Below are 14186 nucleotides of genomic sequence, written 5' to 3' on the forward strand. Positions count from 1 at the left end.
TAAACCTAAATAAAAAGCAAAACTTCAGCGCCATTTTCTAGGCATTTATATGAGCCAAATTAAAAAAGCCCTAAATAGTGAATTTTATTTGGCTCAAGCCGCGAAATTCAGTAATTTGTCATATAAAGCTAAACGTAATTAGAAAATAACAATGAAATGGATGCACTTACAACTTAAGCTACTGGCTGTTTTTTTATTCTTTGTGAGCTGCTTTGCAGCCGCAGAAGAGTATCAAGTTGCGCCCGCAGCTAACTGGGTAAAACAACATAAGTTACTCACCCCTGAGATTCCTCGAGACCAAATACGAGACGGGACTTTCTACCTGATGCTCGACACTCAGCTTCAGGTATCTGAGCAAGCCCCACAGCAACGCTTTAATCGTACTGTAATGCAAGCGGTCAATCAGTCTGGGGTTGATTATATTAGCCAGCTGAATATTGATTTTGACCCAAATTATCAATCTCTTACGCTCAATAGTTTAGGCATTATTCGTGACGGCCAATATATAGATAAACTAAATAGTGCCGAGCTACAGGTGTTACAACGCGAGACTGACTTAGCAAGTCGTATATACAATGGCACCTTAAGCCTAAATGTCATTATTGATGATATGCGGGTCATGGATATTTTAGATTACAGCTATACGGTTTCGGGGAGTAATCCGGTTTATCAGCACTTCAGCACCAAGCGTACACTGAACTGGTCGGTGCCGATAGTGCAGCAATTTATGCGGGTAAAGTGGCAAAAGCCTTCGCCCTTATATATCAACTTTATGAATGGCGAGTCACCAGTTACTAAAACCAAGCTCGATACGGGTTTTGACTACCAAATTAGCCAACACAATGAGCCGACCATTCGCTCCGCAAGCGAAGTACCGCATTGGTATTCACCTTACAAGGAAGTGTATTTTTCTGAAGTAAATAATTGGCAAGAGGTAGTCAATTGGTCGTTACCTTTGTACCAATCAGCCATCGAAGTAAGCCCTGCAATTGAAACAATTGCCCGTCAAATTAAGTTTCAACATGCCGACTTAGAGTCTCAAATTGTGGCTGCCCTGCGCTTTAGCCAAGACGAAGTACGTTATTTGGGCCTAGAAATGGGCACCAACTCGCACCAGCCAACTCCTGCATCAGAAACCTTGGCACTGCGCTATGGCGACTGTAAAGACAAAACCGTCTTGCTCATTTCTTTACTTAAAGCACTCGGCGTAGAGGCTCACCCTGCTTTAGTTAACACTGAAGACAGAAAACGTACTGCTAGCTTACCGGTATCTCCTAGCTTATTTGACCATGTCATTGTCACCTTAGAGCACCAAGGTAAACGTTATTGGCTTGATCCGACCATTTCGTATCAGCGCGGCGATTTAGAAAATTTAGCTCAACCGAACTACGATGTAGCGTTAATAATAAAGCAAGGTGAAACAGGCTTTACGGATATGTTCACTGAGCCTGCCCTAAAACGCATACAGGTTTCTGATAATTATCAGATCCCAGAAGGTATTGATGAGCCAGTTAGTTTCTCAACTCAATATAAATACGGTGACTTTGAAGCAATTAGCCGCCGCAGTTCAATCGCTAAAAACAGCTTAAAAAGCATAGAAGATGATTACCGCGAATATTATCAAGATACCTACAAGGGCTTAAAAACTGCCAAACCTATGCTGGTTGAATCTCCAGAGGACACCGGTCAGCTAATTACCAATGAGCACTATACTATTGATGACTTTTGGCGACCTGAGGGTAATGATTTTCAAAATGACTTTTACGCCAGTGAAATTCAAAACTCAGTTTATAAGCCGGAACAGCGAGAGCGTAACAATGCACCAATGTGGTTTCGTTACCCAAATAATATCGAAACAACCATAAAGGTTACGTTTACGGACTCTAATTGGCAGTTTGATGATGAGCAGGCCACAATCGATAACCCATTTTTTCACCTCGAAAAGCGCGTGACATTTAAAGACTCGGTGTTGACCTTATACTTTGATTACAGTGCTAAGCAGGATCATATTCCAGCCGATCAAATAGACCTTTACCTAAGCGAGCGTAAAAAACTCAATAACGCGACCCATTACGGCATCATTAAATACGGCACAAATAGCGCCACAACCACACCAGTAGATGACGAAACCAACTGGTATAGCGTTTTTATTTTAAGTTACTTAGCGGCAATCATCTTTTTCATCGCGGCTTGGCGTTTTGAAGTTCGAAAACGTCCAGAATTTGAAGGTGCGCAGTTTTACCCTGTAAGCAACAGTAAATTTTACCTTTATAGTTTATTCAGCTTGGGCATATTTATTAATTACTGGAGTTATCGCAATTGGAAGTTTATTAAGCAGCAACAAAACAGCCATATGATGCCCATTGCCCGAGGTATTTTTGCGCCTTTATTCTTTTTTGCACTGTTTCTTCAACTTATAAAACATAGCGAACAAACCTTTAACAAAAATAAAATATTACCAACTGCGGTTGCTTTTGTAATTTGGCTAATGATTATCGTATGTGAAATAGCAAGTTCACTAGGTGACTATGGTATGTGGCTATTCTTAATCATTCCTTTATTGTGGCTACCAATTGTTAACTACATTCAAAACCTGAACCAACCTAAAGATGCGTTAGAGTACAACTCAAAATGGCGTGCAAGACAGCTGCTAATTTCTGTATTCGCGACGCCTTTACTACTTTATGGGCTAATTGCTGAATTATACTTATTGCCTAATTCAACCATAGTTACAGGTGACAAACTTTGGTCTTATCAGGTTAACTTTTTAAAGCGTCAAGAGATTATGCCTAGTGATGAAAATGTGGAGTATTTTTATAGCGATGCATTTTTTGATTTCAGAGATGATGGCAATGGCATGACGAAAAATACGCTTTTTAGTTACTGGAAAAATGAACAAGGTGTAATTGAAAAAGATCTGCTCTACTTTAATGAAATAAAAGAAGTGAAAGCAGACTATGCAAAAAGTCCTCTAACAACATCTTCACTTACCGTTATTGATCATGACGGTAATGAGATGCTTTTATTCTTAAGCAATGAAGACGACCTAGATAGACGCTTTGTTGCCAAGGTTAAGCAACGCCTCAAAGAGTCAACCTTAGCAACTGAGCAAAACGCAGATTAAGTCAGTCGCTTAATCATGCGTTTTAAGGCGGGCGCTTTCAGAGGCTTATAAAGCAATGGATAGCCCGCATCGAGCACTAACTCACGTATGCCTTCATCATGATTCGCGGTATTAACGATGGCTGGTAAGCGTGTTAGTGCCGCTTGCTCAATCACTTCAAGTCCCGTTACTCCATCATCAAGCTGATAATCAATAATCAACAATTGCGGCAGGGCTTGACTTGCCTTTAACTGCTCAAGCTCCGCTAAGTTAGTGGCTATTGAAATTTCACAGCCCCAATTTTCGAGTAGCTGCTTTAATGCCTCTAACACGTTGCGGTCGTTATCAAGCAACCAAATACGCAATTGCCCCAGCTCTGTTTCTTGTGATGCTTCAGCGCCTTTCGCTTGCGCAGGCGCAGTACTCACTCTACAAGGCAGGGTAAGGGTAAATTGCGTGCCTTTACCAAGTTCAGACCCCATCACTAAGGGTATTTTAAGTAAGTCACATATACGTTTAGTGATTGCCAACCCTAAGCCTAACCCCTCGGCGCTTGGCTTTGCACCAAGCTGTTTAAACTCTTGGAAAATAGTTTGTTGATCGCTCGATGCAATACCAATCCCTGTGTCTTCAACAATAAAGGATACATGGTCATCGTCGTACTGCATTTTTAAGCGCACTTCACCTTGCTCGGTATAACGAATCGCATTACTCAAAAGGTTACGTAGTACTCGACGTAACAGCGCTTTGTCGGTATGCAAGCGCACATCACAGGTTTCAATAATAAACTTTAAGCCTTTTTCACGGGCAAGGGCTTCGTAGTCATTACGCAGAGGCTCAACCAACGAACTGGCAGCAAACTCGCTCATTTGTACTTTAAATGAGCCCGAATCGAGCTTGGTTAACTCTAAAATACTCGATAACAACTCTTCGGCGCTGCCCAATGAATTCTTAATATTCATCGCCAATTCTTTAAGTTCGGTATCTTGGGCTTTTTCATTCATTAAAGAACAAAACAAACTCGCAGCATTGAAAGGTTGCAGTAAATCATGGCTAGCAGCGGCAAAAAAGCGTGTTTTACTGACCGTTGCTTGCTCCGCCACTTGCTTTGCCATCGACAACTCTTGGTTTGCTTGAGTCAATGCCAAGGTGCGGGCTGCGACTTTTTCTTCAAGGCTAACATTGGCTTCGGTTAACGCTTTTTGTTGTTTTACGAACTCGGTAATGTCGGTATAGGTTGTTACAAAGCCGCCACCTGGCAGTGGGTTACCTTGCATTTCAAACACGCGACCATCATTGTGCGAGCGCTGGTATTTATAAGCGCTGCCTTGGCGTAAATAGGCTAAGCGTTTTTCAACTTCGCTGGTCATGCTCTCGCCGCTAAATAAACCACGCTCGGCATTAAAACGAATAATGTCGGCAACCGGGCGGCCTATGTAAAGCGCATCATCTGGGTAGGCGAACATGTTTTTGTAGCCTTGGTTCCAAGCTACCAAGCGCAGCTCACTATCAACTACACTGATCCCTTGTTGAATATTTTCGATTGTTGATTGCAGTAAATCACGATTAAATTTAAGCACTTGGCTTGCTTCGTCAACAAACTCGGCAACCTGCTCTAGAGGCTGGCGCTGCTCATTTTTCGCCACATCTAAAATAAGTCGTGCCGATGCGCCGCCGATCACCGCAGACATCTCGCGCTCAACTAATAGCTCTAACTCGACATTGGCAGGGCGTTTCCACTTACTTTTATCATCCGGAAAGTAATGATTTACCAAAGACTGTGCCGCTTCTTTTTCGGCAAATCGTTGCAATAGTGCACCTAGGTCATGGTAGCTCAAAGGCTGTAGATGATTGCTTACCTTCGAATCATTCAGCTGCGAAACAAACTTATTACTCTGTAAGCGTTCAGCCAAGGTTGCACGACTAAATAACGGCACTAAGAAATACACTAAACAGTTCGCACCTAACGATAGCAATAGAGCTTGGCTAATGCTTTCCATGCCTAATGAGAATAAATCGGTTGGTGCTAACCAGCTTATTCCCCACGGTCCATTCACAAGCCATAAGCTATCGCTTCCTAAACCTCCGGCGATATTCGGTAGTAAAAGTGTGTATCCCCAAATAATAAAGCCGCTTAAAATCCCCAATTGCGCACCCCGACACGATGCTTGTCGCCACCATAAGCCTATGATCATGGCCGGCGAAAATTGCGCGACTAAGGTGAACGACATCAACCCCACATTGGCAAGGGTTGTACTTTCGCCCAGCACTCGGTGAGTAAAATAGCTAAGCAATAAAATCAATACGATAACGATTTTTCGCGCATGTAATAGGTTATTTTTATCAAGCCCGCGACTGCTCGATGTAAGCTGCGAGCGGCGTAAAATAAACTGGTTAATAAAGTCATTAGTGATCATCACTGAAAGCACAATTGAAGACACAATCACCATACTGGTTGCCGCTGAAAAGCCACCTAAAAAGGCTAATAACGCCACAAAAGCATCATCAGCCGCCATAGGTAAAGCCAATACAAAGGTGTCGTAGCCGACTTCTTGACCTTGAAAGTAAATTAATCCGGCATATGCAATCGGTAGAATAAACAGGTTAATAAGTAAGAGGTAAATCGGAAATAGCCAACGCGCCGAGGCCAGCTCTTTATCGTTATTTTTTTCGATAAAGCTCATGTGGAATTGTCTTGGCAAACATAAAGTTGCCAAAATACCAAGCAAAGTATGAGCAACATACACATAGGTTGGACTTTGCGTTGCAGCCACTTGCTGATCAATATTTAGGTCATGCGCTTTTTCAAACAGAGCCACTGGGCTGTCGAATAGAGCAAAGCACACATACAAACCCACCGCTAAAAACGCCAATAATTTAACCACAGATTCAAAGGCAATACTGGCAATCAATCCTGGGTTATGTTCGCTGGGTTTTAACCGCCTCGCGCCGAATAAAATAGCAAACAGTGCCAATACAATCGTGATATAAAAAGTACTATCGGCCCATACTTCATGGCTTTGTGTGGCAGCGCGATCGGTAAGTAAGTTGATACTTTGTGCAGTTGCACTTAGCTGTAAAGAAATATAGGGCACAATGGCAATCACTGAAATCAATGAAATGAGCCCAGACAAACTCGACGATTGACCATACCGGGTCGCAATAAAATCTGCCATTGAGGTTATTTTTTGCTGCCGACAAATATGCGCTATGCGGCAATAGACTTGCCAGCCAAAAATGAATAACAAAATAGTGCCAGCATAGGTCGGAGCCAACCACCAGCCGTTGTATGCAGCTTGTGCTGTGGTACCAAAAAACGCCCAAGAGGTGCAATACACCCCAAGTGATAATCCATAGGTTAAGCCTTTAAAAGGCAATACTTTTCTTTTATCAGCCCAGCCTGCAACCGCAAATAAAATTGCCAGGTATACAATTGCAAGAAGGCTTATTGACCAAATTGAGAACATCGCATGTGATTATTTTAATTGTTATAGCCCCAGCATAGTTTTTATTGCACGTAATTTACAGCCTAACTTTAGTGCTAATGCATTGAATTACGGAAGTTTAAAAAACAAACACAAAGAAATGAGAATTATTTTCAATTGAGTATTGACAGATATGCAAATCTAATTGATAATCACTATCAACAAGGCAATAAAGTGTTATGACTTGTTCGGAATAAACTGATTTGTTTCTCGACCCTGAAACACGTGTGGCCCACGATAAAGCTAAGATCGCCTGTTGCTAATCGCAACGCCCCTTGATATTGGCAACAGGTGATCGCCCTACTATTTTACTTGCTACATTGCTCATATCGGTGACGGTAGATATGAAACTCAAAAAGCCCTTACAGGGCTTTTTTTATGTCTAAAATTCGTATCAAACCTGCAACCAAACTAAATGAGAATTATTTTCAAAAACATATTGACAGTACCGCAAACCTAATTGATAATTAATCTCAACAAGCCAAGCGAAGTATGATGACTTGTTCAGATTGAATTTGTTTCTCCCCAGAAACGCGTGTCGCCACGTTAAAGCTTTAGCTTATATGTTACTAATGGCAACGCCCCTTGATATTGGCGACATATAAGCGACCCTACTTATTTTACTTGCTACATTGCTCATATCGGTGACGGTAGATATGAAACTAAAAAAGCCCTTGCAGGGCTTTTTTTATGTCTAAAAATTAATGCATTAACTTTATCGACGGTTCTTACGTGCACGTGCACGGCGTTGTTTTTTCTCTTCTTCTTTAGCGGCTTTTTTCGCCTCTGCAGCAGCGCGAAGCTGTGCAACCATTTGCTCTTCTTCTTCACGCATAGCCGGTGTTTCCATGGTAATACGACCAATAATGCCATCGCGTAATTCGTTGATAAGAATTTCAGACATTTTGTAAGTATCGATTTGATTACCACCGCGGATACAACCACGCTTTTTACCTGCCATTTCAACAAACTCCCAGTCAGACTCTGGTAGCTCATCAATTTTATAACGACTTTTTAAAAGCTCTGGGTATGCTTGCAATAAATATTCAGCGGTGTAACTTGCCACTTCTTCGTAGTCGATAGCGGTATCACGAATAGCGCCAGTTGCCCCTAAACGATAACCAGAGTTTTCGTTCTCTACTTTAGGCCATAACATACCCGGCGTGTCGTAAAGCATAATGCCATCGTCAAGCTTAATACGTTGCTGCGCTTTGGTTACCGCAGGTTCATTACCTGTTTTTGCTACGATACGGCCGGCCAATGTATTAATAAGCGTTGATTTACCAACGTTTGGAATACCCATGATCATGGCTTTAATTTGTTTATCAGCACCTACTTTATGCGGTACTAATTTTTTACAAAGCTCATTAATACGGTGCACTTCACCCGCTTTATCATTACCAAAATCAATCGCTTTCACACCACTTTGCTGCTCAAAGTAGTCTTTCCAAGCTTGCGTTAACTTAGGATCAGCCAAGTCCGCCTTATTCATGATTTTAATTACTGGCTTGTCGCCACGCAGCGCAGTAACCATTGGGTTTTCACTACTGTAAGGAATACGGGCATCAAGTACCTCAATGATCACATCCATCTGTGGCATGATTTCTTTAATTTCGTTTCGGGCTTTGTTCATGTGACCCGGGAACCACTGGATGGCCATTTTTAACTCCTACAAGATAATTTCACGGTATTTTAACTGGCTCGGCAACGAATTGCGCTATAATGACGCAAATTTTTTCAAGTAAGCAGTTATGGCTCTTAAATCAACCATTATTAAAGCGCAATTATCGTTAAGCGATATGGACCGCCACATTTATCAAGATTTCAATTTAACTCTGGCACAACACCCATCAGAAACCGAACAACGCTTGATGATCCGCTTGTTGGCTTTTGCACTAAATGCCCGTGAAGGCTTAGAGTTTACTAAAGGCTTATGCGCCGATGATGAACCTGAGCTTTGGCACATTAACTATAGCGAAGAAATTGAATTATGGGTTGAGCTTGGTTTACCTGATGAAAAACGCCTGAAAAAAGCCTGCAATAAGTCGAAGCAAGTTGTTTTATATACCTATGGTGAAAATAACCAAGCGATTTGGTGGCAAAAACATCAACCTAAGTTGTATGATTTTAAAAACTTAAGTATTTTTAGTCTCGATTATGCTGCGACTCAGGCATTAGCCGACTTAGCTGATCGTAATATTAAGCTCACTATTACCATTCAAGATGGTGAAGTATGGGTTAGCTCAGACACTGCAAATATCGAAATTAAACCGCAACAGTTAATGTAAGGAACGCGATGGCAATTAGGCAGGTTGTAGTATTACACGGACTATATATGTCAGGCTTTGTGATGCGCCCTTTGTGCGCGCGTCTTGAAAAGTCAGGACTAAAAATACTCAATTTGACCTATAACACGCTCTCTCCCGATAGAGCGGCGATTTTCGATAAGATTGATCGCTTTATTGGTGGTAAACCTACCGCCTTAGTTTGCCATTCTATGGGTGGCTTGGTTGCTCGCGCTTACTTAGAGGCCAATTCTCTTCAAAGTCGCCACGTTGAAAAGGTGATCACCTTAGGCACCCCGCATAAAGGCAGCCATATTGCCAAACAAATGCAGCAGAAGGGCTTTGAAATGCTGTTAAAAAATAGCGTGGAGTTTCTATTATCTGAGAATGGCAATTGGCCGTTTAATGCCAAGCTTTATAGTATTGCTGGTGACTTACCCATAGGGCTAATGCCACTGATTGCTAAAGGCAGTGTCTCTGATGGTACAGTTTTGATAGATGAAACCAAACTCAATGGCATGGCAGAACATAAGGTGTTTCATTTGAGTCACACCAGTATGATCTACTCACGCCAAGTGATGGATTACATTATTAAGCTTATAAATCAAAGTGAGTGACACTTTAATCTTCAGCACTTGCAGCCACTTTATATGAGATTAAAACAATGATCCCTAGGATCAATGGTACAGGTGCAGCAATATAGCCAAAGGTATCAAAGTTTGCGAAGCTAGCACCTGCTAGATGACCTACCAAACCGATAACAAATGCAAGTAATGCAATCACTACAACGACTATTTCAGCTTTGTTTTCTTTAACTGTTTTACCGTCCATTTTTCTTCTCCTGGTTAAATGCGGTAAAGTCATTATGCGCTTCTGGTTCGTTGTTTTTTTGACCTAAATCAAGTTCTAAATCAGCGTGTTTCTCAGCAGGTGCAAACCTTGTTTTAGATCATACTTTCTGCCTAATTTTAAAACATTCGTAAAATAAGGTAGATTTTTTGCTCAGTTGCCCCAAGTCTATTAAAAGTAATTCAAAGTTATATTAATAGTGCATAAATGGACAACACCAACCTTTGATAGGTAAAACCTATCACTGTGTTCGAATTAAACCATTTTACAGATTAACCAAGATGGCTAATACTTAACACCAAGCACTAGCAAGTAAACACTTAACGGTTTTTTTAAGGAGCAATCTATGTCACAGGTAAATGCAATTGGTTTAAACAGCGCAAAAAGTGAAGATATCGTAAATTCACTAAACTCTTTACTAAGCTGCTACCAAATTCAATATATGAACGCACGCGGCTTTCATTGGAATATCAAAGGTCGTAACTTTTTTGAATTACACCTTAAATTTGAAGAAATTTATAACTTACTACTTGAGAAAGTAGACGAGATTGCAGAGCGTATTTTAACGTTAGGTGGTACACCGGTACATGCATTCTCTGAATACATTGAAGCAAGTAAGATTAGTGAAGCTAAAAATATCACTGAAGGCACTGCTGCAGTAGAAAACCTTTTAGCAGGTTACAGCACGCTTATTCAAATGCAGCGTGAAATCTTAGCACAAGCTGGTGATGCAGATGACGAAGGTACAGCATCATTAATGGGCGACTACATTAAAGAACAAGAGAAACTTGTTTGGATGTTAAAAGCTTACCTAGGTTAATATTCAAAATTGACACGAAAAAGCCCTCTCTTGAGGGCTTTTTTATATTCAGAAGGTATTATTTTAACCACTTTCTTAAATTATCGTACTCGGGTCTTATTTGAAAAAAGCTTTCAGCATCTTGGTGAAAGTTAATATCCATTTCGACATCAGACCAAACTGTTTCTAATAAATTGCGGGCAATGATATTCGCTTTGATGTAATCAACGCGTTTGTAGCCTCGCGCTTTGACAGCCTGAAAGTAAACCTTAGCAGTTTCAATACTATCGGCAGTTGCTAATTCAAATTGTTCCAAATTAACCACAGCATACTGAATTGAAAACTCTGGGTACTTCATGATTTCTTGAGCAACTTCAATACTAAATGAAGCAACGGCTTCTTTATTAAAACTGCCACTCATTTCCACATAAATCACCGGCGGCTCAACAAAATAACGCCAATCACCATGGGCTTTAAACATGCTTACCCCTTTGAAATACAACTTAAGTTTACGCTTATAAAATTTATTTACCTATTTATCTAAGCCTTTATTCGATAATAAAGCAATAAAAAAGGCCATTTCTAATGCCTTTTCTTCAAGGCTTTTAAAGCGACCCGATGCACCACCATGGCCTGCATCCATGTCGGTTTTAAATACCAAAATGTTGTCATCGGTTTTAAGCTCACGTAGCTTAGCAACCCACTTCATTGGCTCCCAGTATTGCACTTGAGAGTCATGAAACCCGGTTGTAACAAGAATATTAGGGTAAGCCTGTGGCTTAATATTATCGTACGGTGAGTAAGCCTGAATCACATCATAAAACGCAGGATCATTTGGATTACCCCATTCGTCGTATTCATTGGTCGTCAGTGGAATACTCTCATCAAGCATGGTGGTTAGCACATCCAAAAATGGCACATGACAACCAATACCTAAATAAAGCTCAGGTGCTTGGTTAACCACAGCGCCCATTAATAAGCCACCAGCACTGCCACCAGACGCGAATACTTTCTCTGGGTGTGCATAGCCTTGCTCAGTAAGCGCATGCGTAACATCAATAAAATCGCTAAAGCTATTTTGCTTATATTGCTTTTTACCTTGCTCATACCAGTGACGCCCTAGCATTTCACCACCACGAATATGTGCAATCGCATAAACAAAACCGCGGTCAAGCAAGCTTAGTGAGCTACTTGAAAAACTAGGATCGATGGTAATACCATACGCGCCATAGCCATATTGCAACAGCGGATTACTTCCATCTTTATTAAATTGGTCGATACGATAAACCAAAGATACCGGCACTTGCTCGCCATCTCTTGCAGTAACCATTAAACGTTCTGAGCGATAATGCTCTGGGTTAAAATCACCCAATACTTGCTGTTGTTTTAATAAGGTTTTGTTACCTGTTTTTAAATCAACATCATACAAAGAACCTGGCGTAGTTAAGCTTGAATAGTAAATACGCGCAGAGCTCACATTCGGCTCTGGATTCATGGCAATTGCAGCATAATAACAAGGGTCATCAAACTCTAAAGTAAGACGCTCGGCTTGCTGATCCACCACTACAAAACGTGTTTGGCCAAGCTCTCGCTCGGTGAGGATAAGGTAGTCATCGAAAATCTCGACCCCTTCTAACAATACGTTCTCGCGATGTGCTGTATGCTCTTGCCAACGATGTTTATCGGCAATGGTGCTTTGCGTCGCGGTCATTAAACGAAAGTTTTTCGCTTGCCAGTTGGTCACAATGTAAAAGGTATCACCTAGCTTATCGACATCGAACTCATGGCCTTCTTCGCGTGGCATTAAGGCGCTAAATCCACCTTCTGGATTATTGGCATCAAGCACCCAAGTATCGTTTGTTTCTGTGGTCGCAAGGTCAATTATGATCAGGCTTTCATCGCGGCTTTTGCCAAGCCCCATAAAGAAGCTTTTATCTTGCTCTTCATAAACCAGTACGTCATCAGCTTGCGGGGTGCCTAAAACATGGCGGTAAACCTGAAAACCCAATAAGGTTTGCAGGTCTTTTTTCACATAAAACACCGTTTTATTATCATTAGCCCACACCACTTGGCCTTCGGTGTTTTCCAGCACATCACTAAACATCTCACCGCTGGCAATATTTTTAAAACGCACGGTATAAATACGACGACCTTCAGTGTCTTCAGAGTATGCAAGTAGCTGCTCGTCAGGGCTAATTGCAACTTCGCCTAATTCATAAAATTCGTAATCGCCAGCTAATTGATTTACATCTAACAGCAAGTGCTTGTCGCGTGCCTCTATTGAGCTACTGCGATAATGGCGTGCATATTCATCGTCGCCACGTACTTCTGAGTGATACCAATATTGGCCATCTTTCACGGGTACCGTGTTGTCGTCTTTTACAATGCGGTCTTTTAGTTCATTAAATAATTGTTCGCGCAGTGGTTTTATGTCGGCGAGTTGCTCATCGCAATAATCGTTTTCGGCGTTTAAGTGCGCTAATACATCTTTATTTTCACGCTCATCATCACGCATCCAATAATAGTTATCGGTGCGAGTTAGTTGATGAGTAGTTAATGGATGAGGCTGTTTTTTGGCAACAGGAGAATGCGCTAATAAAGACAAAGAATACGAATTTGACGACACAAGAAAAAACCAAAATAAAAAACGAATTGCTGGCAGTTTATCACAGAATTATACCAATCAGCTTAATTAAGTAGTCTATTTTGAGGCAATAAAACCTCGTTGATAACAAGGCAAAAATTTCGTTATTTAGTTGTTCTAAATGAGAAATTTTTAACGCAGTTAACGACAGGTTTAATCCCTCAAAATGATTAAGTATTATTGCGGGTTGGTATTAAAAAAGCCCACTCAAATTGAGTGGGCTAAGCAATGCTAAAATAGCATTTAGGGGGAAACTCTTAATGTGAAACTTGCTGCCAAGCCATAGCCCAGCTTTTTCCTACACCTGGTTCAAATAGCGGGTTGTGTGAATCTTTAACACGACAAAACTCGCTAAATGGCCATGGTTTACACATATAAATATGGCCTGTTTTAGGTTGTAAAACCTTAATTCCTGCACTGTAATCGTTGCATGCTTGAGGATAAACATAGTCATAATTTTGCAGACTATCTTTTACTCGCTCTTCACACTTGGCGATACAATTAAACGCCACTTTTACATGCGTAATACCCGAGCCTTCTAGGGCATAAATTTGGTTTGAGCGATAGGCTACCACTAAGCCTTGATCAGTCATTTTTCCAGCTTTTACTAGCGGAATATGCACATTAATATGCTCAGCAACGGAGCGCGGCCAATTATGAGGCTCACCTTGATCCGTACTGACTATTGGATATTCGAATGATAAATCGACTAGCTCTCCTTGCATGTCATAAAAGGTCACAATCACCCTATCACCAACAAATAGTTGGGTATGATGATTCAAGCAACCAATCGGCAACCACTTCCCGGAGGCCATTGACGTATGCATAAACAAAGTATCACCCTAAGAACAACTAATAGGCATTATCTAACAACCGTACAAAATAAATACTTTTTAGTTTGAGGCAAAAGATCCAAAGCACTAGATTATGTGCTTATCAGCGGTCCCGCTATCATAGTTTAAAACCTTAGACCGGAAACTTTGCGTCCTAACTTTTCAGTTAGTTTGCCAAAAACAAGACT

The 14186-nt window shown here is 41.1% G+C and carries 10 protein-coding genes and 1 riboswitch; of the genes, 4 read left to right on the top strand and 6 right to left on the bottom strand.

Annotation, left to right across the window (positions count from 1 at the left end; genetic code table 11):
* Window positions 1–151 precede the first annotated feature (151 nt).
* The gene (locus tag ISP07_RS10005; RefSeq protein WP_209327538.1) at window positions 152–3124 is read left to right on the top strand and encodes a DUF3857 domain-containing transglutaminase family protein; all 2973 of its coding nucleotides are present in this window, start codon (window positions 152–154) and stop codon (window positions 3122–3124) included.
* Here ISP07_RS10005 and ISP07_RS10010 read toward each other — a convergent pair.
* Together ISP07_RS10010 and ylqF are read right to left on the bottom strand one after the other, a co-directional pair.
* The gene (locus ISP07_RS10010; protein ID WP_166341237.1) at window positions 3121–6570 is read right to left on the bottom strand and encodes a PAS domain-containing hybrid sensor histidine kinase/response regulator; all 3450 of its coding nucleotides are present in this window, start codon (window positions 6568–6570) and stop codon (window positions 3121–3123) included. The genes ISP07_RS10005 and ISP07_RS10010 overlap by 4 nt on opposite strands.
* A gap of 733 nt (window positions 6571–7303) precedes the next feature.
* Entirely contained in the window at window positions 7304–8248 is a 945-nt protein-coding gene (gene ylqF / locus ISP07_RS10015; protein ID WP_209327539.1) for a ribosome biogenesis GTPase YlqF, read from the bottom strand.
* Between the two features lie 91 nt (window positions 8249–8339).
* On the opposite strand from ylqF, the gene ISP07_RS10020 reads away from it, so the two are divergent.
* Window positions 8340–8876, top strand: coding sequence for a YaeQ family protein (locus ISP07_RS10020; protein WP_054552313.1), 537 nt, complete (start codon window positions 8340–8342; stop codon window positions 8874–8876).
* Window positions 8877–8884: 8 nt separating this feature from the next.
* Window positions 8885–9490, top strand: a complete 606-nt coding sequence (locus ISP07_RS10025; protein WP_054552312.1) for a DUF7379 domain-containing protein — start codon at window positions 8885–8887, stop codon at window positions 9488–9490.
* Between the two features lie 4 nt (window positions 9491–9494).
* Here the strand turns inward: ISP07_RS10025 and ISP07_RS10030 are convergent, their stop codons facing one another.
* On the bottom strand, window positions 9495–9704 hold the full coding sequence (locus tag ISP07_RS10030; RefSeq protein WP_054552311.1) for a hypothetical protein: 210 nt from the start codon (window positions 9702–9704) through the stop codon (window positions 9495–9497).
* A gap of 364 nt (window positions 9705–10068) precedes the next feature.
* Between ISP07_RS10030 and ISP07_RS10035 the strand changes: the two genes are divergently transcribed.
* Complete coding sequence (locus tag ISP07_RS10035; protein ID WP_054552310.1) at window positions 10069–10542, top strand: Dps family protein; 474 nt, start codon at window positions 10069–10071, stop codon at window positions 10540–10542.
* Window positions 10543–10600: 58 nt separating this feature from the next.
* Here the strand turns inward: ISP07_RS10035 and ISP07_RS10040 are convergent, their stop codons facing one another.
* From ISP07_RS10040 to ISP07_RS10050, 3 genes are all read right to left on the bottom strand, one after another.
* Window positions 10601–11002 (bottom strand): hypothetical protein, encoded by a 402-nt coding sequence (locus ISP07_RS10040; RefSeq protein ID WP_209327540.1) that lies wholly within the window; start codon window positions 11000–11002, stop codon window positions 10601–10603.
* A 51-nt stretch (window positions 11003–11053) separates the two neighbouring features.
* Complete coding sequence (locus ISP07_RS10045) at window positions 11054–13147, bottom strand: S9 family peptidase (protein WP_209327541.1); 2094 nt, start codon at window positions 13145–13147, stop codon at window positions 11054–11056.
* Between the two features lie 275 nt (window positions 13148–13422).
* Entirely contained in the window at window positions 13423–13992 is a 570-nt protein-coding gene (locus ISP07_RS10050; RefSeq protein WP_209327542.1) for a chitin-binding protein, read from the bottom strand.
* Between the two features lie 108 nt (window positions 13993–14100).
* Window positions 14101–14184: riboswitch (cyclic di-GMP riboswitch) on the bottom strand.
* Window positions 14185–14186 lie beyond the last annotated feature (2 nt).

Source organism: Pseudoalteromonas sp. PA2MD11, assembly GCF_017808125.1.
Classification (GTDB): Bacteria; Pseudomonadota; Gammaproteobacteria; order Enterobacterales; family Alteromonadaceae; genus Pseudoalteromonas; species Pseudoalteromonas simplex.

Bases quoted from the DNA above. Each gene is read 5' to 3' on its own strand.
- ISP07_RS10005 (WP_209327538.1), top strand. From the start codon at position 152: ATGAAATGGATGCACTTACAACTTAAGCTACTGGCTGTTTTTTTATTC.
- ISP07_RS10010 (WP_166341237.1), bottom strand. From the start codon at position 6,570: ATGTTCTCAATTTGGTCAATAAGCCTTCTTGCAATTGTATACCTGGCA.
- ylqF (WP_209327539.1), bottom strand. From the start codon at position 8,248: ATGGCCATCCAGTGGTTCCCGGGTCACATGAACAAAGCCCGAAACGAA.
- ISP07_RS10020 (WP_054552313.1), top strand. From the start codon at position 8,340: ATGGCTCTTAAATCAACCATTATTAAAGCGCAATTATCGTTAAGCGAT.
- ISP07_RS10025 (WP_054552312.1), top strand. From the start codon at position 8,885: ATGGCAATTAGGCAGGTTGTAGTATTACACGGACTATATATGTCAGGC.
- ISP07_RS10030 (WP_054552311.1), bottom strand. From the start codon at position 9,704: ATGGACGGTAAAACAGTTAAAGAAAACAAAGCTGAAATAGTCGTTGTA.
- ISP07_RS10035 (WP_054552310.1), top strand. From the start codon at position 10,069: ATGTCACAGGTAAATGCAATTGGTTTAAACAGCGCAAAAAGTGAAGAT.
- ISP07_RS10040 (WP_209327540.1), bottom strand. From the start codon at position 11,002: ATGTTTAAAGCCCATGGTGATTGGCGTTATTTTGTTGAGCCGCCGGTG.
- ISP07_RS10050 (WP_209327542.1), bottom strand. From the start codon at position 13,992: ATGCATACGTCAATGGCCTCCGGGAAGTGGTTGCCGATTGGTTGCTTG.